At 65.1% G+C, this 17988-nt stretch carries 17 protein-coding genes; 10 read left to right on the forward strand and 7 right to left on the reverse strand.

Translation table 11 applies throughout. The annotated features are described in order from the left end of the window. Positions 1-80: 80 nt before the first annotated feature. The gene (locus AC1DYS_RS07760) at positions 81-2600 is read right to left on the reverse strand and encodes a catalase (protein WP_477897737.1); all 2520 of its coding nucleotides are present in this window, start codon (positions 2598-2600) and stop codon (positions 81-83) included. A 336-nt stretch (positions 2601-2936) separates the two neighbouring features. Further along, a complete protein-coding gene (locus AC1DYS_RS07765; RefSeq protein ID WP_477897739.1) occupies positions 2937-3881 on the reverse strand; it encodes a YicC/YloC family endoribonuclease in 945 nt (314 codons plus the stop codon). Positions 3882-3909: 28 nt separating this feature from the next. Here AC1DYS_RS07765 and AC1DYS_RS07770 point away from each other — a divergent pair, with 28 nt between their 5' ends. Genes AC1DYS_RS07770 through hemW form a run of 5 tightly spaced genes read left to right on the forward strand, consistent with a single transcriptional unit; the run spans position 3910 to position 8409 of the window. Then, entirely contained in the window at positions 3910-4878 is a 969-nt protein-coding gene (locus AC1DYS_RS07770; RefSeq protein ID WP_047498909.1) for a serine/threonine protein kinase, read from the forward strand. Between the two features lie 13 nt (positions 4879-4891). Further along, positions 4892-5806 (forward strand): PP2C family protein-serine/threonine phosphatase, encoded by a 915-nt coding sequence (locus AC1DYS_RS07775; RefSeq protein WP_047498906.1) that lies wholly within the window; start codon positions 4892-4894, stop codon positions 5804-5806. Between the two features lie 48 nt (positions 5807-5854). Continuing rightward, positions 5855-6580, forward strand: coding sequence for a ribonuclease PH (gene rph, locus AC1DYS_RS07780; RefSeq protein WP_477897742.1), 726 nt, complete (start codon positions 5855-5857; stop codon positions 6578-6580). A gap of 4 nt (positions 6581-6584) precedes the next feature. Then, positions 6585-7190: an RdgB/HAM1 family non-canonical purine NTP pyrophosphatase gene (gene rdgB / locus AC1DYS_RS07785; protein ID WP_477897744.1), complete on the forward strand. Its 606-nt coding sequence runs from the start codon at positions 6585-6587 to the stop codon at positions 7188-7190. Positions 7191-7248: 58 nt separating this feature from the next. Continuing rightward, positions 7249-8409, forward strand: a complete 1161-nt coding sequence (hemW, locus tag AC1DYS_RS07790; protein WP_477899587.1) for a radical SAM family heme chaperone HemW — start codon at positions 7249-7251, stop codon at positions 8407-8409. Here hemW and AC1DYS_RS07795 read toward each other — a convergent pair. Then, on the reverse strand, positions 8378-9325 hold the full coding sequence (locus AC1DYS_RS07795; protein WP_477897746.1) for a LysR substrate-binding domain-containing protein: 948 nt from the start codon (positions 9323-9325) through the stop codon (positions 8378-8380). The two genes, hemW and AC1DYS_RS07795, sit on opposite strands and share 32 nt — an antisense overlap. A gap of 103 nt (positions 9326-9428) precedes the next feature. Here AC1DYS_RS07795 and AC1DYS_RS07800 point away from each other — a divergent pair, with 103 nt between their 5' ends. Further along, complete coding sequence (locus AC1DYS_RS07800; protein ID WP_477897748.1) at positions 9429-9713, forward strand: hypothetical protein; 285 nt, start codon at positions 9429-9431, stop codon at positions 9711-9713. Positions 9714-9727: 14 nt separating this feature from the next. Here AC1DYS_RS07800 and AC1DYS_RS07805 read toward each other — a convergent pair whose 3' ends face one another. From AC1DYS_RS07805 to AC1DYS_RS07815, 3 genes are all read right to left on the reverse strand, one after another. Next, a complete protein-coding gene (locus AC1DYS_RS07805) occupies positions 9728-10822 on the reverse strand; it encodes a protein-glutamate methylesterase/protein-glutamine glutaminase (RefSeq protein WP_477897750.1) in 1095 nt (364 codons plus the stop codon). Between the two features lie 32 nt (positions 10823-10854). Continuing rightward, positions 10855-11499 carry a chemoreceptor glutamine deamidase CheD gene (gene cheD, locus AC1DYS_RS07810; protein ID WP_047498896.1) on the reverse strand — a complete coding sequence of 215 codons (645 nt, stop codon included), beginning with the start codon at positions 11497-11499 and terminating at the stop codon, positions 10855-10857. Positions 11500-11560: 61 nt separating this feature from the next. Next, positions 11561-12433, reverse strand: a complete 873-nt coding sequence (locus tag AC1DYS_RS07815) for a CheR family methyltransferase (RefSeq protein WP_477897753.1) — start codon at positions 12431-12433, stop codon at positions 11561-11563. Positions 12434-12624: 191 nt separating this feature from the next. Between AC1DYS_RS07815 and AC1DYS_RS07820 the strand changes: the two genes are divergently transcribed. Genes AC1DYS_RS07820 through AC1DYS_RS07830 form a run of 3 tightly spaced genes read left to right on the forward strand, consistent with a single transcriptional unit; the run spans position 12625 to position 14579 of the window. Further along, positions 12625-13353: a GGDEF domain-containing protein gene (locus tag AC1DYS_RS07820; RefSeq protein ID WP_477897755.1), complete on the forward strand. Its 729-nt coding sequence runs from the start codon at positions 12625-12627 to the stop codon at positions 13351-13353. After that, positions 13350-14156, forward strand: coding sequence for a MinD/ParA family protein (locus tag AC1DYS_RS07825; RefSeq protein ID WP_477897757.1), 807 nt, complete (start codon positions 13350-13352; stop codon positions 14154-14156). Before AC1DYS_RS07820 ends, AC1DYS_RS07825 begins: the two co-directional genes overlap by 4 nt. Before the next feature lie 21 nt (positions 14157-14177). Continuing rightward, positions 14178-14579, forward strand: a complete 402-nt coding sequence (locus AC1DYS_RS07830) for a group II truncated hemoglobin (protein ID WP_477897759.1) — start codon at positions 14178-14180, stop codon at positions 14577-14579. An 18-nt stretch (positions 14580-14597) separates the two neighbouring features. Here the strand turns inward: AC1DYS_RS07830 and AC1DYS_RS07835 are convergent, their stop codons facing one another. Then, positions 14598-15254 carry a Smr/MutS family protein gene (locus tag AC1DYS_RS07835; RefSeq protein WP_477897761.1) on the reverse strand — a complete coding sequence of 219 codons (657 nt, stop codon included), beginning with the start codon at positions 15252-15254 and terminating at the stop codon, positions 14598-14600. Positions 15255-15696: 442 nt separating this feature from the next. Between AC1DYS_RS07835 and AC1DYS_RS07840 the strand changes: the two genes are divergently transcribed. Continuing rightward, positions 15697-17979 carry a di-heme oxidoredictase family protein gene (locus AC1DYS_RS07840; RefSeq protein ID WP_477897763.1) on the forward strand — a complete coding sequence of 761 codons (2283 nt, stop codon included), beginning with the start codon at positions 15697-15699 and terminating at the stop codon, positions 17977-17979. The last annotated feature ends 9 nt before the right edge of the window (positions 17980-17988 follow it).

The following is a 17988-nucleotide window of genomic DNA, read 5'->3' on the forward strand; positions in this document are numbered from 1 at the left end:
GCACCACCCACCGGCCTCACCACATTGGTCTGCGGATGCCGTCAGGCTGCCTCGAACGGCGTCCGGGACATGCCCGCCGCTCACACGCGGGGCGGGTCGGTCTCGCGCGCGTAGTGCCGGTGCTTGGCTACGCCCGCAATGAAGGCTTGGAGCGACCCGTTGTCGGCGGGCGTCGCCTTGCCTTTGGCATCGGCAGGCGGCATCAAGAACAGACCGGGGTCGGCCGATCCGTCGGGCAACTGCGTGTCGATGCCCGCTTCAGCCAGCACGGCGCTCGCGTGGCCCAGCGCCAGAATGGGCTTGCAGTGCCGGTACTGGTCTTTCACGAACTCGATCACCTGGCCCTGATCGGCAAGTGCGGTGGCCGCCACTTCACCGTCGGGCAGCACCACCGCATCCCACACGACCGAGGGAGCCGCTTCGAGCGACACCTCCACGTGGATCGGCGTGCCGTCGTTGCCCTGCACTGCCCCGAGGCGCAGCCCGACGAAGCGCGGTGCTGCCTCTGCCTTTGCCAGCGCCGCGTGCGCGGCACGGATGCTCGTGCTGTCGACGCCTTCGGCAACGATCAGGGCGACACGCCGTCCACGCACCGTCTGTTCGCCGGGGCGGGCCATCAGCGAGAGTGCCGGCGACATGTCCACTTCCGACTTCACTGGTTCCTTCAAGGCGCGCTCCTGCGCAGGCGGCACCGGGATGCCGAGGCCGCTCGCCACTTTCTCCGCGAGTGTTGCGTCGACATTGGCCAGCACCGAGACCACGCGCTCGCGCACGGCCTGCGTCTGCACCTTCGTCAGCTCGAAGCGAAACGCTGCGGCGATGTGGTTCTGCTCGGTGGGCGTCTGGCTCTTCCAGAACAGCGTGGCCTGCGAGTAGTGGTCGGCGAAGCGCTCGGGCTTGCCGCGCACCTTGTCTTCAAGCACCGGCTCGGGGAAAGACACGAAGCCCATATTGCCGGCCTGGAACGGGCAGCCGCCGCCGAGTGAGTTCGGCTCGTAGCTGACGCGGCCGCGCGCGATGCCCTGGCGGTGCATGCCGTCGCGCTGGTTGTTGTGGACCTGCGCGATCGGTGCGTTGATCGGGATCTCGTGGAAATTGGGGCCACCCAGCCGTGAGAGTTGCGTGTCCACATACGAATGGATTCGGCCCTGCAGCAGCGGGTCGTTGCTGAAGTCGATGCCCGGCACGATGTGCGCCGTACAGAAAGCCACCTGTTCGGTTTCGGCGAAGAAGTTGTCCGGGTTGCGGTTGAGCACCAGCCGGCCCACCTTGCGGACCGGCACCAGTTCTTCGGGGACGAGCTTGGTGGCGTCGAGCACGTCGAAGCTGAAACCATTGGCCTGCACTTCGCTGAACACCTGCAGTCCGAGTTCCCACTCGGGGTAGGCACCGGCCTCGATGGCTTCCCACAGGTCGCGGCGATGGAAGTCCGGGTCGGCTCCGCTGATCTTCACCGCTTCGTCCCACACCAGTGAATGCGTGCCGAGAGCAGGCGTCCAGTGGAACTTGCAGAACACCGATTCGCCCTTGGCGTTGACGAGGCGGAAGGTGTGCACGCCGAAGCCCTGCATCATGCGGTAGCTGCGCGGAATGGCGCGGTCCGACATCGCCCACATCAGCATGTGGGCCGACTCGGGCATCAGCGACACGAAGTCCCAGAAGGTGTCGTGCGCACTTGCGGCCTGCGGCATCGCGTGGTGCGGCTCCGGCTTCAGGGCATGAACCAGGTCGGGGAACTTCATCGCGTCCTGGATGAAGAAGACAGGCATGTTGTTGCCCACCAGGTCCCAGTTGCCGGCTTCGGTGTAGAACTTGACGGCGAAGCCGCGCACGTCGCGCGCGGTGTCGGTGGAGCCTCGCTCGCCCGCCACGGTCGAGAAACGAACGAACACCGGCGTGCGCTTGCCCGCGGCAGAAAAGGGCACGGCCATGGTGAGGTCGTCGAGCGCGTCGTAGCACTCGAAGTAGCCATGCGCGGCGGAGCCACGCGCATGCACGATGCGCTCCGGAATCCGCTCATGGTCGAAGTGCGTGATCTTCTCGCGCAGCACGAAGTCTTCGAGCAGCGTGGGGCCGCGCAGCCCGGCCTTGAGCGAGTTCTGGTTGTCGGAGATGCGAACACCTTGATTCGTCGTCAGTGTCTGGCCGGTGCTGTCGACGCGAACGCGGTCCAACGGCCCGTTGCTTGGGTTGTAGCCGGGCTGCACCACACCATTGCCGACCTTGTCGGAGGCCGCGTCTTCCTGCACGGTGCTGCTGCGCACCAAGTCGTCCGCGGCTTCAACGCACACACCCGGTTGAGGCGAGTGGCCGTTGGCGAGCCCGTGCTCTGCGGCCTTCAGCGGGTTGGCGGGCAGGGCGGTCGCCAGGCCGTTGGTGCCGGCTTGGCGCAGTGCCAAGCGCTGCTGTGCCTCGGTGTCGAGTTGCTCGGCGTCTTTGGGTTCGAAGTGACTCGTGGAGGGCCCGGACACGGTGCTCAGTACCGTCCCCAAGCTTTCCAGCGGCGGCACTTCCGCTCCGCGCGGCGCTCTATGGGCGACAAGCTTGGTCGTGCTTGTCTTGATGGGTGCGGTCTTCGCGGGCGATTTGCGAGTTGCCATGTGAACCTGCTTTCTCGTGGAATGTGGGATGCAGGCGCTGTTCAGCAAACGTCGCTCCGTTCGGCACGCTTCCTTCACGGCCGAGGCAGAAAGTGGGGAGGTCCCAGTTCGAGGGGGAATGCGTGAAAGGGCGCGTCGACCCAGTCAGCAAATCGTGCCGCTCTTCTTCCCGGCTGTCGGTCGATCGCGTACGTCGAAAGACATGCGGCGGCTACTGCAAGTCAGAGCAGGAGCGCGGCGGGGGCTCAGTGCCGTCGTTAACGGCGGCACCGGCGGGGATCTTCAGCTCCGCGCTGGCAAGTCTTTTCAGGGATTGCTTGGAATCCCTTAGAAAAGCTACTCCAAGTTTTGAACCTGCTCCCGCAGTTGTTCGATCAGAACCTTCATCTCCACGGAGATATTGGTCAGCTCCAGCGTCGACGACTTGGAGCCCAAGGTGTTGGCTTCACGCAGCAGCTCCTGGATCAGGAAATCGAGGCGCTTGCCGACCTCGCCACCGGCCTTCAGCAGGCGGGCGATCTCTTCGGTGTGTGCACGCAACCGGGCCAGCTCTTCGGCCACGTCGATGCGGATGGAATAGGCGGCGGCCTCGTTGAGCGCGCGCTCTTGCAGCGCTTCGCGAGAGATGCTCTGCGCTGCGCCTGTCGCGACCAGCGCTTCTTGCCAGCGTTCCAGAAATCGCTGCTGCAGACGTTGTACGACAGCAGGCACCAGCGGTTCGGCCTGGGTCGCCAATTCACGCAGGCGGGTCACGCGTTCCATCAGCACGGTCACGAGCTTTTCGCCTTCGCGGGCTCGCGCTTCGGCCAGGCCGGCGACGCAGCGTTTGGCGGCGTCGAGTGCGACTTCGTCGAGCCGCTCGGCGGGGGCGCCGCCCTTGCACCACTGCATCACCTCATGGACCGAGAGGGCTTGTGCCTTGGGCAGCCACCCCTGGATCGTGCTTTCCAGGTGGGACAACCGGTTCATCTGCTCCGGCTGCGGGTTCGGCCAGACGGTGTCGGTTTCGGTCTTGGTGTTGAGTCGCAACTCGATCTTGCCGCGGCGGAAGTTGCCGGTCAGCAAGTCGCGAAGAGCGGGCTCCAGAGAGCGGAACTCGTCGGGTAGACGAAACCCTAAGTCGAGGAAGCGCCCATTGACGGAGCGCAATTCAACCGTCACGCTGGCCGCTGACGAAGCGGCAGGCCGTGCGGCCGCAGCCTCGGAGGAGCCTGTGCTTTCTGTCGCAGAATGCGCCCCGGCGGTGGCGCTTGCATACCCGGTCATGCTGTAGACTGGCATTCAACTTATCGCATTGCAAAATCGGATTATGTCAAAGCCGAAACCTGCCCCCTTGCCATCAGGCACCGTGGTCGGCGGGTACCAGATCATCAAGAAACTGGCAGCCGGCGGCTTCGGCGTGGTCTATCTGGCCGAAGACTCCGACCGCCACCTCGTGGCCGTGAAGGAATACCTGCCTTCATCGCTGGCCGAGCGCGCTCCTGGCGAATTGATGCCGCGGGTCAAGCCCGAGAAGCAGCCGCTGTATCGCCTGGGCCTCAAGAGCTTTTTCGAAGAGGGCCGCAACCTCGCGCAGATTTCTCACCCGAGCGTGGTCTCGGTGTTGAATTTCTTCCGCGAGAACGACACCGTCTACATGGTGATGAACTACCTGCAGGGTGACACCTTGCAGGATTTCATCGTCACCGCGCGCGACCTCAAGCGCGACAAGGTGTTCCGCGAGTCGACCATCCGCTCGCTGTTCGACGAGATCTTGCGCGGCTTGCGCATCGTGCACCAGCACAAGATGCTCCACCTGGACATCAAGCCGGCCAACATCTTCATCACCAACGAAAACAAGGCGGTCTTGCTCGACTTCGGCGCCGCGCGCGAAGTACTGAGCAAGGAAGGCAACTTCATTCGCCCGATGTACACGCCCGGCTTTGCCGCGCCCGAGATGTACCGCCGTGACGGCACGCTCGGCCCTTGGACCGACATCTACGCGGTCGGCGCGTGCATCTACGCCTGCATGCAGGGCTACCCGCCCAACGACGCGCCGCAGCGAATCGAGAAAGACCGTCTGGCGCTGTCGCTCTCGCGGCTGCGCAACGTGTACTCCGACAACCTGATCGAAGTTACCGAGTGGTGCATGTCGCTCGATCCCCTTTCGCGCCCGCAAAGCGTGTTCTCGCTGCAAAAAGAGCTGGCGCGCGAGACCGAGCGCCGCTATACCAAGTTGAGTTTCAGTGAACGTCTGAAGCTTCAGCTTGAAAATCTGACCACTGGCGCGAAGGCGTAAGGCAAGCATCGACATGCAATTCACGGTCTATCAGGTCAGCCGAAAAGGCGGCCGCGAGAAAAACGAAGACCGCATGGGCTATTGCTACACGCGCGATTCGGGCTTGTTCGCCCTGGCCGACGGCATGGGTGGCCATCCGGAAGGCGAAGTCGCTTCGCAGCTCGCCTTGCAGACGCTGGCAGCCATGTTCCAGCGCGATGCCAAGCCGACGTTGAAGGAGCCGATGCGCTTCCTGCACGAAGCGATCATCGCCGGCCACCATCAATTGCTGCGCTACGCCACGCAGAAGGCGCTGATCGACACACCGCGCACGACGATCGTGGCCTGCGTGCTGCAGGGCAACAACGCCTACTGGGCGCACTGCGGCGACTCGCGGCTGTACCTGGTTCGCGGCGAGAAGCTGGTGGCGCGCACGCGCGATCACTCCTACTCCGAGCTGCAAGAAACCATGAGCCATGTCGTGCCCATGGGCGAGCGCTTCAATCGCAACGTGCTGTTCACTTGTCTGGGTAGCCCTGGCAAGCCGGTGGTCGACACCGTCGGGCCTCTGGTGCTGCAAAGCGGCGACCGCCTGCTGCTGTGCTCCGATGGCCTGTGGGGCACGGTGACCGACGCCGAGATCACCGACCAGCTGGCCAAGAACACCATTGCCGACGCTGTACCCGAACTTGTCGAACAAGCGCTGCGCAACGGTGGCGCGAAGAGCGACAACGTGTCGGTGCTGGCCGTCGAATGGGAATCGGCTGAAGACCGCGACAGCCAGAGCGCTATTTCCACCCAGACGCTTGGCGAAGAGGTGTTCGCCTCGACCATCCAGGCGAGCGTGCTCGGCCAGGACCCTCCCGACGAACTCGACGAGGCTGAGATCGAGCGCTCGATCCGCGAGATCAACGAGGCCATTCGGCGCTCGTCCCAGAAGAAGTCCTAGAAGCCCGGCCCCCACCGGACTCGCGGGGAGCGTGGACAATATGCCCCCATGACATTCCAACGCACCCAAGCCCGGGCCGCGGACGCACTGCGCCCGGTCACCATCACCCGCCACTACACCAAGTACGCCGAAGGTTCGGTCCTGATCGCCTTCGGTGAAACCAAGGTGTTGTGCACCGCCTCGGTCGAAGAGCGGGTGCCGCCGCACAAGCGTGGCAGCGGCGAAGGCTGGGTGACGGCCGAGTACGGCATGCTGCCGCGCGCAACGCACACCCGCGGTGACCGCGAAGCAGCGCGTGGCAAGCAGAGCGGTCGCACGCAGGAGATTCAGCGCCTGATCGGCCGCTCGCTGCGCTGCGTCTTCGACCTCAAGAAACTCGGCGAGCGCACGATTCACCTCGACTGCGACGTGATCCAGGCAGACGGTGGTACCCGCACTGCTGCCATCACCGGCTGCTATGTCGCAGCAGTCGACGCCGTGCGCTGGCTGCAGAAGCAGGGCTTGATCGTGAACTCGCCGATCCGCGAAGCCATCGCAGCCATTTCGGTGGGCGTGGTGGAGGGCACACCTTTGCTCGACCTCGAATACGTCGAAGACTCGGCCTGCGACACCGACATGAACGTGGTGATGACCGAATCCGGCGGTTTTGTCGAAGTGCAGGGCACGGCCGAGGGCGCTGCCTTCTCGCGCTCCGAGATGGACGCGCTGCTGGGGCTTGCCGACAAGGGCATTCGCGAACTGGTGGCCGCGCAGCGCGTCGCATTGGCTGTTTGACACCATGCGCCTCGTACTGGCGTCCAACAACGCCAAGAAGCTCGTCGAACTGCAGGCGCTCTTCTCGCCGCTCGGCCTGGAGCTGGTGACGCAAGGAAGCCTTGGCATCTCTGAGGCCGAGGAACCTTACGTCACCTTCGTCGAGAACGCGCTGACCAAGGCGCGCCATGCGGCGCAGCACGCGGGCGCCGCTGCCATTGCCGACGATTCGGGTTTGTGCGTCGATGCGCTGGGCGGTGCACCGGGCGTGCTGTCGGCGCGCTACGCCACGCTGTTTGGCCGACCTAAGAGTGATGACGAGAACAACCGTGTGCTGCTCGAGAACCTGACGACTCATGACGATCGACGCGCGCGTTTCGTCAGTGCCTTGGTCGCCGTGCGGTCGGCTGACGACCCGGAACCGCTGATCGCTTTCGGCCGCTGGGAGGGCGAGGTACTGCGGGAGTTGCGAGGCGAGGGCGGATTCGGCTACGACCCGCTGCTGTTCATCCCGGCGCTCGGGCAAACGGTGGCCGAACTGAGCGCCGACAGCAAGAACCTCCACAGTCACCGCGCCATCGCATCGCGCCAGATGCTGGCGCTGATGCGCGAGGTCTGGCGCCTTGGCTGACATCCCCATCGCTGCAGCGTCGGGGGTCGAGAACGCCGCCGATCTGCTATCGCGCTACATGCGGCCGGGCGTGCTCAGCCTCGGCGCGATGCCGCCGCTGTCGCTCTACGTGCACCTGCCATGGTGCTTGAAGAAGTGCCCCTACTGCGATTTCAATTCCCACGAGCAGCGTGACGGCCTTCCCGAGGCCCGCTACCTGGAAGCCCTCCGCGCCGACCTGGAAGCCGCGTTGCCCTTCATCTGGGGCCGCCGTGTGCACAGCATCTTCATCGGTGGCGGCACGCCCAGCCTGTTCTCGCCGGGCAGCATCGACCAGCTGATTACCGACATCCGCGCTCGCCTCCCCTTGGAGCCGGGCTGTGAGATCACGCTCGAGGCGAACCCCGGCACCTTCGAGCGTGACCGGTTCCGCGGCTACCGCGCCGCGGGCGTCACGCGCCTGTCAGTGGGCGTGCAAAGTTTCAACGACGAGAAACTCGAGGCCATCGGCCGCGTGCACGATGCCGCGCAGGCGATGGCCGCGGTGGAAGAAGCGCGTGACGCCTTCGACACCTTCAACATCGACCTGATGTACGCCTTGCCCGGGCAGACGCCGGATGAGCTGCGGGCCGACCTGCGGCAAGCGCTGGCGTATTCGCCGCCGCACCTGTCGATCTATCACCTGACGATCGAGGCCAACACCTTTTTCGCCAAACACCCTCCGCAGGTGCCCGACGACGACACGGCCTTCGACATGCTGGACATCATCACCGAGCAGGCCGCGGCGTCGGGCCTCGAGCGCTATGAGGTTTCGGCCTTTGCCCGCCCCGGCCACCGTTGCGTCCACAACCTGAACTACTGGCAGTTCGGCGACTACCTCGGCATCGGTGCAGGCGCACACAGCAAGCTCAGCTTCCCGCACCGAGTCGTGCGGCAGACGCGCTATCGCGACCCCGCGAAGTACATGGATCAGGCGCTGGCCGGCGCCGCGATCACGCAAGACGAAGAAGTGCCGCGCGAGCAGCTGCCCTTCGAGTTCATGCTGAACGCACTGCGCCTGAAGGAAGGCTTCGAACTCGCCCGCTTCACCGAACGCACCGGCCTGCCCTTGACGGTGCTGCGTCGAGCATTGGACGAAGCCGAAGCCAAGGGCTGGCTCACGCGCGATTTGCAATGGGCCCAGCCCACGCCCCGCGGATTCGACTTCCTCAGCGACTTGCAGGCTTTGTTCTTGCCCTAGTCTTTTTCGTTGGCGGGTGCAGCGCCCGCATCGATGCCTCCAGCTCGTCGCGCAACCACTGGCGCAGGGCATCCAGCGGTGGCCAGTCGCGCAAGGCGGGCGGGTACACCAGGTGGTAGGCGTACGCAGCCTCGAAGTTGATGGTGAGGGGCGACAGTTGGATCAGCCGCCCGTCCGAGAGTGCATCGGCTGCCAGCAGTTCACGTGACACGGCCAACCCCAGGTTCTGTTCGGCGGCCTGCAACATCAGGCCGGCGTCGTTGAAGCTGGCCACCGGAACGACGCGGGTTCGCAAGCCCGCGGCCGAGAACCATGCCTCCCACACGTCGCTGTCTCCCAGCAAGGGCTCGCGCGCCAGCGCTTCGGGTTGGGCTCCGAGAAGTTGTCGTGCCGCAGTCGGCGAACCCACCACGACGAAGGGCATCGGCTTGTCGAACAGCCGCTCGGATGCCAGTCCAGGCCAGGGGCCGATGCCCTGGCGCAGCGCTGCGTGAAACCCTTGGCGCTGCAAATCAACGATCTGAGGTGTGGCGTCGATCTCGATCGCGAGTTCGGGATGGCGTTCTCGCCATCGCCCCATGCGTGGCAGCAGCCAGCGGTTGGCGAACGACGGCAGCATGGTCACACGCAACCGTTGCGCTGCACCGCTGGCTGCGGCTGCCGCAGCTTGCACACCGTCGTCGAGCTGGGCGAGGGCCGGCTCCACGCTGCGCAGCAGCGCTTCGCCGGCCGCATTGAGCACCACGCGCCGGCCGCGGCGGTCGAACAGGTTGAAGCCCAGCTGCTCTTCCAGCCCGCGGATCTGCTGGCTCACGGCACTGTGGGTGAGGTGGAGCGTCTCGGCCGCGGCGCGCAGGTTTTGCGCCTTTGCCACGGCGCGGAAGGCGGGCAGGGCTTGCAGTGTGAGTCTGGCCATCTGGTAAGCATAACTTACCAATCAGTGCAGAACTATGCGTTTCCATCCCAGCTGATGGGCTCCTATGCTTACCAGCATGCTGAAAACAAACCGGAGCTGCACGATGAACACCACTCAACTTTGCTGCGATAACGTCGGTGTGTCACGCGTCGCGATGCACCGCCCGGTCAACCCGATCGCACGACTCTGGCAAGCGATTGCCGCGCGCTGGGCCGCCCACCTCGAAGCGGAACGCGAAGCTCACGCGTTTGATCTGGTGGCCGACCTGAACGCCGACACGCTGCGCGACATCGGAGCCCCCGCGCAGTTGATTTCGCGCGCCGAGGTGCGCCAGGAAGAACGCGATCGGCGTGTCCATGAGCCACTGAGGCAGTGGCTTCACGGCTGAGCGGCCGGAGCCGTTCAAACCCGGGTGGTCGACAACCCGGCGGTGCTGCGCAAGCGCTCGATCAGCTTGGGCGCGATTTGCGTGAGGGGCAGCACTTCATGTGCCGCGCCGGCGTTAATGGCCTCGCGCGGCATGCCGAAGACCACGCAGGTGGCTTCGTCCTGAACGTAGTTGTAGCTGCCGGCATCGCGCAGTTCCTTCATGGCCTTGGCACCGTCAGCACCCATGCCGGTGAGCATGATCCCCAGCGCGTTGGGGCCGACAACGCGGGCGGCAGACTTGAACAGCACCTCGACTGATGGCTTGTGCCGGTTCACCGGCTCGCCGTCTTGCACGCGGGCGATGTAGTTCGCGCCGCTGCGCTCCACGCTCAGGTGGAAGCCGCCGGGTGCGATGTAGGCATGGCCGGGCAGGATGCGCTCGCCGTCGCGCGCTTCGGCCACGCGGATCTTGCAGAGCCCGTCGAGTCGTGCCGCGTAGCTCTTGGTGAAGCCGGGCGGCATGTGCTGCGTGATCACCACCGCCGGCGAATCAGGCGGCAGGTTGACCAGGAATTCCTTGGTCGCTTCGGTGCCGCCGGTGGAGGCGCCGATGAAGATGATTTTCTCGGTCGACAGCCGACCGATGGACGTCACCGGTGCCGCAGGTTTGGCAGAGGCCGCAGCCGTGCCAGGCGCTGGCGCCGGCACGTGGTGTGTCTTGCGGATGTGTGCCTTGGCGGCGATGCGAACCTTGTCGGTGATGTCTTCGGCCAGCAGGCGCAGGCCATCGGCCACACCGATCTTGGGCTTGGCGACGAAATCCACCGCACCGAGCTCCAGCGCGCGCAGGGTCACGTCGGCACCGCGCTCGGTCAGCGTCGACACCATCACCACTGGCATCGGCCGCAGGCGCATCAGCTTGGCGAGGAAGTCGATGCCGTCCATGCGCGGCATCTCCACGTCGAGCGTGATCACGTCCGGGTTGAGGTTGCGGATCATCTCCCGCGCCACCAGCGGGTCGGCCGCAGCGCCGACGCATTCCATGTCGACCTGTCGGTTGATGATCTCGGTCAGCAGGCTGCGCACCAGCGCCGAATCGTCCACTACCACCACGCGTGTCTTTGCCATGTTGTCTCTCTTGTCCGCAATGTCTCGTTGCGTCAGAACAGGTCCACCGAGCCGCCGCCGGTGCTTGCCGGTACGGCCTTCTGTGCCGCTGCGCGGTCTTGTGCCAGCAAGGCGTCGGTGTTCGTCGGCGCCAGGCGCTTGACCATTGCCTTGCCGCTGCCGGGCAGGTAGCACACCTTGCGCGGATAAACATCCAGCACGTCTTTCGAGACGATGGGGATGCGCTCGGTCTTCAGATAATCCATCACGAAGTTGGTGTTGCGCTCGCCCACGTTCATCGTGGTCATGCCGCTCACGACCTGGCCGCCGCCGAAGACCTTGGCTTCCATGGTCATGCGCGTGGCGCCGCGTTTCATCATCTCGTTGATCAGCAGTTCCATCGCATACGAACCGTAGCGGCCGGAGTCGCCGGCACCGTCGGGCAGCATGAAGTGGTTCATGCCGCCAACCTTGGCGTTGCGGTCGTACAGGCAGGCGGCGATGCAGGAGCCCAGCGTGGTCATGATCAGCATGTCTTCGTTGTGCACGAAGTACTCGCCAGGCAAGATCTTCACCGCGTCGTTCTTGAAGTGCGCGTCGTAGAAGAAGAACGAGGCCTCGCCCGGTTTGCGCGCCTGTGCCTTCAGCTTTTCAAGGCGTGAACCGGCAACAGGGTTCGAGGATGAGATCAATGCCATGGTGTTCCGATATCGGTGTGGAATGGGCTCGGCTTGAGTGCTGGCGACGTAGGGCCTGCGCTCAGACCCGCTCGTAAACCGTCTTGCCACGCAGGCGGAACAGGTCTTTCGCCTCGGTGAAGTTTTCCGAGTGGCCCACGAACAGAAGGCTCTTGGGTTTCATCACACCATGGATGCGCTCCAGCACGCGTCGCTGCGTGGGTGCATCGAAATAGATCATCACGTTGCGGCAGAACACGATGTCGAAGGGCTCGCCCAGCGACCAGCGTGCTTCCATCAGGTTGTGCGTGCGGAACTCGATCAGGCGGGCCAACTCTGGCTTCACGCGGATGGAGCCGCTGTTGGCACCCTTGCCGCGCAAGAAGTGCGCACGCAGCCGTTCGGGTGACAGGCCGCGCGCATCGGCACCGTAAACACCGCGGCTGGCGGTGGCCAGCACCTTGGTGTCGATGTCGCTCGCGACAATCTTGAGGGAGCCGGTGGAGCTCAGCGCCTCGGCGCAGGTCATCGCGATCGAATAGGGCTCCTCGCCCGTCGATGCCGCATTGCACCAGACGCGCAGGCCTGGGCTGCTGCGTGTCTTCAGTTCGGCGGCAAGCACCTGGAAGTGGTGCTCTTCGCGAAAGAACGAGGTGAGGTTGGTGGTCAGGCAGTTCACGAACTCCTGCCATTCCGGGTCCGACGCGGCGGTGCTTTCCAGCGACTGCAGGTACTGGCCGAACGAGCGTTGCCCGGTGTCGCGCAGGCGGCGCGACAGGCGGCTGTAGACCATCGCCTGCTTGCCCGCATGCAGGCTGATGCCGGCGTGCTGGTAGATCAGCTGGCGCACGCGGTCGAAATCAGCGGTGCTGAAGCCGAACTCCTGTTCCCCGCGATCGGCACCCACCACGTTGCGCAAGGCGGACAGTTCGGCGGGGGATGCAGCTGCACTCATGAAGGCTCCAGACAGGGTCGCTCTTGTGGATGGCCCGCCGCTTGTTCCGCACGGGGTCTCCGGGGTTTATCGGTCTGAAGTCTGCGGTGCTTGAGGCGTGACAAAACCCCAAGTTGGCAGGTATTCACGTTTCAAATCGATGCGATCGGGTAAGGCGAGCGCGATAGACTGGCCCGTAACAAATACAGGCCGTGTCCCAATCACCAGCACCCACAGAACCCTCACAGCTCAAGCTGGGAGCGGCTCTGCAGTTGCTGACGCAGTCGGGCCATGCGCTGCCCGACTTGAACGCGGTCGGTTCGGCCGCGTGGCTGCAGGCCGTGATCGACGCGCTCTGCGACCTTTCCAGCCGTGACCCCTTGACCGGGCTGGCCAATCGCCGCCATTTCGAAGTGGCGCTGTCACGCGAGATCGACCGCGTGGCCCGTGCCGGTGAGCCGGCGCTGGTGCTGATGGTCGACATCGATCGCTTCAAGCTCGTCAACGACACCCACGGCCATGCCGCCGGCGACCTGGTGATCCAGGCGGTGGCGATGTGCCTGATGGAATGCGTGCGTCCGATGGACACGGTGTCGCGTTTCGGTGGTGAAGAGTTCGCCATCATCCTGCCCAACTGCCCTCCTGCTTTCGGGCAGACCGTGGCTGAGCGCATCCGCCGCAAGGTCGAGCAGCGGGAGGTCGTGATTGCGCTGAACGAGATCCTGAAGGTCACCATCAGCCTCGGTGGCGCCTTTGCCCCGCAGTGGGTGCGCTCGTCGGCGCCGCTGTGGATCGAGCGTGCCGACCAGCAGCTCTACCGCGCCAAGCACGAAGGCCGCAACCGCGCCTGTCTCGAGATGCCGCCGGTCTCGCTGGTCAGTGCGGAAGAAAAGGGCCTGTTGTTCGCCACCTCGCAGTTCCCCGATATCGAGAATCCATGAGCACCGCCACGAACCCCACCGCGTCGCCGCCTGCCAAGCGTGCCCGCATCCTCGCCGTGACCAGCGGCAAGGGCGGCGTGGGCAAGACCTTTGTCTCGGCCAATCTGGCCGCAGCGCTGGCCCGCCGCGGCGAGCGCGTGCTGGTGCTCGACGCCGACCTTGGGCTGGCCAATCTCGACGTGGTGCTCAACCTCTTTCCCAAGATCACGCTGCACGACGTGTTCACCGGCAAGGCCTCGCTTGAAGAAGCCATCTTGCCCGCGCCTGGCGGCTTCTCGGTGCTGCTGGCCGGCTCGGGGCTGGTGGAGTATTCGCGTCTCACCGCCGAAATCCGCGAACAGCTGCTGAAGATCATCGAGGTCGTGGCTCCTCGCTACGACCGCATCCTGCTCGACACCGGGGCTGGCATCTCAGACGTGGTGCTGTTCGCTGTCTCGCTCGCGACCGAGGTGCTGGTCGTGGCCACGCCCGAGCCGACCTCGCTCACCGATGCCTACGCCACCATCAAGGTGCTGGCAACGCAGCAGCAGCGCAGTGCGATTTCTCTGGTGGTCAACCAGGTCAGCCGCAGCAACGAGGGCCGTGTGGTTCGCGGCCAGCTGCAGCAGGTCATCGACCGCTTCGTCACGCCGAACCTGCCGGCCGGCAGCCCCGCCGTCAAGCTGGAGTTGCTCGGTGAAATTCCCACCGACACGGCGGTGCGCGAGGCCGTGCAGCGCCGCCAGCTCCTGCTGGAAACCTTTCCGGGCAGCGAAGCGGGCAAAGGCATCGTGGCCGTTGCCGCCAAACTCGCCGGTCCCTGACCCGGCCTTGCACCTCACCTGATGAACGACACGACCCGACCCGCAACCGCATATGAATGGGTGGGCGGCGAAGCCGCTGTTCGCGCACTCGTCGACCGCTTCTACGACCTGATGGACCTGGAGCCCGCATTTGCCGGGCTCCGCGCATTGCACCCCGCGGAGCTGGATGGCTCGCGCGACAAGCTCTTCTGGTTCTTGTGCGGCTGGCTGGGCGGCCCGGCTCACTACGTCGACCGCTTCGGCCACCCGTTCCTGCGGGCGCGGCACCTGCCGTTTGCCATCGGCATCGCCGAGCGCGATCAGTGGATGGCGTGCATGAAGCAGGCGATGGACGAGGTGATCGTTGACCCCGTCCTGGCGCAGCGACTTGAAGAGTCGTTCTTCAAGACGGCCGATTTCATGCGGAACAAGCACGGGGCCTAGAGTCGCCCCGGCGTCGCTTCAGGCAGCGGCGCGCAGCAACACGACGAGCGCGCCGCTTCCACCTTCGGCCGGCCGAGCCTGCACGAAGGCGAGCACTTCCTGCTTCTGAACCAACCAGCTGCGGACCTTGGTCTTCAACACCGGTTCGCGGCCCGGCGAGCCATGGCCTTTGCCGTGGACCACGCGCACGCATCGCAAGCCGCGCTGGGTGGCATCCCGGAGAAACTCCGCCAGCTGATCGCGTGCCTCGTCGCGGCGAAGGCCGTGCAGGTCGAGCTGCGCCTGGATCGTCCAGCCGCCGCGGCGAAGCTTGCGCACCACGTCCAGCCCGATCTCCATGCGCCGGTACGACAGCGTGTCGTCGGTCTCCAGCAGGCTGTCGACGTTGAACTCGTCCGAGATGGTTTCGCGCAACGCGGCCTGCTCGTCGCGCTGGCGTTGAAGTGGTTCTGCTTCGGGTGGGCGAGGGGCGGTGCGGGCACGGCGTGCATCCGGCAGGGCCTGTACCGGGCCCACGCTGAGCGAAAACAGGTTGCGCTCGCGGCGCAGGCGGGCGTCTTCTTCACGCTGACGGGCCACGCGTTGAGCTTCTTCGCGGGCCGCCTTCTGCAGAGCGGTTTTGATCGCACCGAGGTCACTCAGGCTGCGTGCTTTCTTGGGGTCGTTCGCGGTCACGGTGACAGCTTACCTTCGGGCAGCAAGAGGGCAGGCCACGGCGCTCGAGACGACAAAGTTTGGTCCAAGCATCGCCATTGCCAATAAGGCCCATCGCAGTTGCAACGAGATGCTGCCAAGAAGTGTCAGCTCGAACACAAAAACACCACTGGCAATGAATTGGTATGCAAACTGCTGCCTGTTGTCCGCTGGTGAACAAGTGTGTCGCGGGCTCGATGCGATCACTGGTTCAAAGACACACAGAAGCCCACGCCTCGCTGCGATGGGCTCAATCAAAAAGAAGTGCCGGGAGTTCTGACACATGAAGAGTTGGAAGAAGTCGTCGCGCCTGCGTGCGGGCCTTGCGGCGACCGTGCTGATCCTGCCGCTTGCAATTGCCTTATCGGCGTGTGGCGGCGCCCAAAGTGGAAGCGGTTCCACTTCTCCGGCCGATTCGGGAGGAGTGCCATCCACGCCCGTCACACCACCAATCACGCCGCCGGTGACGCCACCGGTCACGCCGCAGGATCCACCCGTCGTCACGCCTGCGGGCTACACGCCGCTGAGCTGGGCCGAGCAGCAACCCGCCACGCAGTACACGCTCGCTGACGGCACGCTTGTCACCCGCGTCGGCGGCCGCACGCGCGATCGCCACGCGCGCGAGCAGCCCGACCCGGCTGCCAATGGCGTCGGCGACCCGTACACCAACTTCGCGGCGCACTACTTCGAGCGGCGCTCGCACGAGGTCACGATCTACGACAACGCGGCGCCGGACAACTCCGGCAACCGCGTGCTGACCATCGTCGTGCGGCCGCAGTGGTGGCTGTACGGCACCAACTTCCGCCACAGCTACATCGGCCGGCGAGATGGCGACAAGCCGGGGCCTACTGCGGTCGCGCTGTATGGCGACAACGGCGGCATGAAGCTGCTGCCGGCGTTCTCGCTGCCCTCCGGCAAGGAGTACGCAGCTCCCATCTCGCAGAAGGACTACGACGCGCTGCCTGGCGACCCGCCACAGACCAACGACGCGCAAGACCTGAACGTACCCCCGAAGGATGGCGAGTTCGTGCTGATCAAGCGCATCACCCGCTCGGCCGCGCTGAACCGCAACTTGAAGGCGGGCGACCTGATCGAGTTCGAGCTCGGCATCTTCCTGTCCGGCAAGCACGACGACGTGCTCGGCCGCTTCAACTACTACTCCGACGTGATGGCCTACCAGGTCGGCAAGACCGGTGTATTGCCCTGGTACCGCGGACCGGTGACCGACGTGGCGATCCCGTGGGATTCGCACGCGATCCCCATAGGCGCGTTGAGCGGCGGCACCATGATGACGCTGCAAGAAGACGCGTCCAACAACCCCGAGGCGAACTTCCTGCAGGCCGGTACCAACATCGCCGGCATCAACATCCAGCCCTTCCTCGAAGGCCGGCGCCTCTTCCACACCTCCTTCCTGACCGGCTCGCATACCGAGACAGGCAACCCGACGCTGTTCAGCACCCAGGCGGGCAAGGCCGGGCCGAACTTCCAGCAGACGTCGTGCATCTCCTGCCATTTCGCCAACGGCAAGAGTTCGCCGGCCCTGCAGACAGCGCTGTCCACGATGGTGGTTCTGACGGGTGACGTCGATGCGAGCGGCAAGTTGGCGCCCGACGCGCGCTTCGGCGGCCGCTTGTCGCAAGGCCTAGTCACCGAGAACAAGCTCACCTTCGACGGCCGCCAGGCGCTGCTGAAGATCGACAGCTACCAGGAGACCGCCGGCCAGTACGGCGACAAGACCGCCTACACGCTGCAGAAGCCGCGCTACACGCTCACCGATGTGAGCGGCAAGGCACTCGACCTGCCGGCACGCATGTCGGTACGCACCGCGCCGCACCTGGCCGGCATGGGCCTGCTCGAGGCCGTGCCCGAAGCGCAGCTCGAAGCGCTGGCCTCCGCCAGTGCGAAGGATCCGGACGGCACCGTTGGCCGCCTGCAGATCGTCACCGACCTGATCGACCCCTCGCTCAAGCGCGTGGGCCGATTCGGCTGGCGAGGCACCGCTGCCAGCGTGCTGCAGCAAACGGCATCTGCGCTCAACAGCGACATGGGCGTCACCACCACCTTGCTGCCGAAGCACTTCTGCGGCCAGGCCACCGATGGCACCGCATGCCGCAGTGCCGATGCCAAAGGCGCGGAGCTGAACGACAAGGACCTCGAGCTGCTGGTGCGCTACACCAGCCTGCTTGCCGTGCCGCCGCAGCGCCACTTCAAGGGCGAACAGCCGCTGGCCGTCTACAACGAGACCATCGTCGCGCAGACGCCCCAGCAGACTGCTGCACAGGTTGCTGCCGAAAACTCTCTTCAAGACCAAGTCGAGCGAGGCGGCCAGCTCTTCGCACAAGCCCGCTGCACGGCCTGCCATGTGCCGGCGCTGACGACGGGTACCCAGCACCGTTTTGCCGAGCTGAAGAACCAGACCATCCGTCCCTACACCGACCTGCTGCTGCATGACATGGGGCCGGACCTGGCCGACAACTACCCGCAAGGCGTGGCTTCTTCGCAGGAATGGCGCACCGCGCCGCTGTGGGGCATCGGCTTGCTGCCGAGCCTCGATGCCAAGACGCGCTACTTGCACGACGGCCGCGCGCGCACGCTCGAAGAAGCCGTCCTCTGGCACGGCGGCCAAGGCCAGGCCAGCCGCGACCGATTCAAGGCGATGAGTGCTGACGATCGCCAGAAGCTGATCGATTTCTTGAAGTCTCTCTGAGAACCGACC

This window comes from Rhizobacter sp. P2_G4, assembly GCF_056403575.1.

Coding starts and splice junctions, on each gene's coding strand:
- AC1DYS_RS07760 (WP_477897737.1), bottom strand. CDS start 2,600: ATGGCAACTCGCAAATCGCCCGCGAAGACCGCACCCATCAAGACAAGC.
- AC1DYS_RS07765 (WP_477897739.1), bottom strand. CDS start 3,881: ATGCCAGTCTACAGCATGACCGGGTATGCAAGCGCCACCGCCGGGGCG.
- AC1DYS_RS07770 (WP_047498909.1), top strand. CDS start 3,910: ATGTCAAAGCCGAAACCTGCCCCCTTGCCATCAGGCACCGTGGTCGGC.
- AC1DYS_RS07775 (WP_047498906.1), top strand. CDS start 4,892: ATGCAATTCACGGTCTATCAGGTCAGCCGAAAAGGCGGCCGCGAGAAA.
- rph (WP_477897742.1), top strand. CDS start 5,855: ATGACATTCCAACGCACCCAAGCCCGGGCCGCGGACGCACTGCGCCCG.
- rdgB (WP_477897744.1), top strand. CDS start 6,585: ATGCGCCTCGTACTGGCGTCCAACAACGCCAAGAAGCTCGTCGAACTG.
- hemW (WP_477899587.1), top strand. CDS start 7,249: ATGCGGCCGGGCGTGCTCAGCCTCGGCGCGATGCCGCCGCTGTCGCTC.
- AC1DYS_RS07795 (WP_477897746.1), bottom strand. CDS start 9,325: ATGGCCAGACTCACACTGCAAGCCCTGCCCGCCTTCCGCGCCGTGGCA.
- AC1DYS_RS07800 (WP_477897748.1), top strand. CDS start 9,429: ATGAACACCACTCAACTTTGCTGCGATAACGTCGGTGTGTCACGCGTC.
- AC1DYS_RS07805 (WP_477897750.1), bottom strand. CDS start 10,822: ATGGCAAAGACACGCGTGGTGGTAGTGGACGATTCGGCGCTGGTGCGC.
- cheD (WP_047498896.1), bottom strand. CDS start 11,499: ATGGCATTGATCTCATCCTCGAACCCTGTTGCCGGTTCACGCCTTGAA.
- AC1DYS_RS07815 (WP_477897753.1), bottom strand. CDS start 12,433: ATGAGTGCAGCTGCATCCCCCGCCGAACTGTCCGCCTTGCGCAACGTG.
- AC1DYS_RS07825 (WP_477897757.1), top strand. CDS start 13,350: ATGAGCACCGCCACGAACCCCACCGCGTCGCCGCCTGCCAAGCGTGCC.
- AC1DYS_RS07830 (WP_477897759.1), top strand. CDS start 14,178: ATGAACGACACGACCCGACCCGCAACCGCATATGAATGGGTGGGCGGC.